At 41.3% G+C, this 710-nt stretch carries 1 protein-coding gene and 1 pseudogene; both read left to right on the forward strand.

Annotation, left to right across the window (positions count from 1 at the left end; all coding sequences use genetic code 11):
* Positions 1-336, forward strand: a pseudogene (locus ACFIKJ_RS09565) (crossover junction endodeoxyribonuclease RuvC); the annotation flags it as partial.
* A complete protein-coding gene (locus ACFIKJ_RS09570) occupies positions 326-676 on the forward strand; it encodes a DUF1376 domain-containing protein (RefSeq protein ID WP_273791607.1) in 351 nt (116 codons plus the stop codon). The pseudogene ACFIKJ_RS09565 and the gene ACFIKJ_RS09570, both read left to right, overlap by 11 nt.
* The last annotated feature ends 34 nt before the right edge of the window (positions 677-710 follow it).

Here is a 710-nt window from a genome sequence, read left to right on the forward strand (position 1 = left end):
TTTAAGCAATGGCTATCAGAAATAAAGCAGACAGCAGGTCAAATTGACGTGGTGTATTTTGAAGAGGTGAGGCGTCATAAAGGTACAGATGCAGCGCATGTTTACGGTGGTTTGTTAGCAACGTTAACGGCGTGGTGTGAACAGCATCAGATACCGTATGAGGGGATACCAGTAAGTACGATTAAGAAAGCGACGACAGGCAAGGGGAATGCGTCGAAAGAAGAGATGATTAAGGCGGTGCGTGCAAAAGGGCACAATCCGAAAGATGATAACGAAGCAGATGCTTTAGCAATTTTATATTTAGTTAAAGAAAGGGAATTGGGGTATGTCCATTAAATTACCATGGACGAGGCTTTTTGCAGACAAATGGCTTCTTACTCTTGGTTGTTTGTCGCCGACCGAGAAATGTATCTATGTCATGTTGCGACTTCTAATGCTCCATACTGGTGAACCTATTTTAAAGGACTTAACGGTATTAGCTTTTTGGGTTGGTTATCCAGTAGAAGAGTTTGAAGCAGCTTTGAATTCCTTGATTGAAGGTGGATTCATCATACGTTTAGACAATGGTGGGTTGTGGAATTCAGAAGTTGAAAAAGAACTCAATAACGTCACTGAAGAGCTAGATAATTTCACTTGCAATAATAATAAAGAAAGGGAGGTGAAGTATGTCAACTAAGTTGCCATGGACGAGGCTTTTTGCAGACAAGTGG

It is taken from the genome of Bartonella sp. PS7NMGDW (assembly GCF_042193585.1).
Classification (GTDB): domain Bacteria; phylum Pseudomonadota; class Alphaproteobacteria; order Rhizobiales; family Rhizobiaceae; genus Bartonella; species Bartonella grahamii.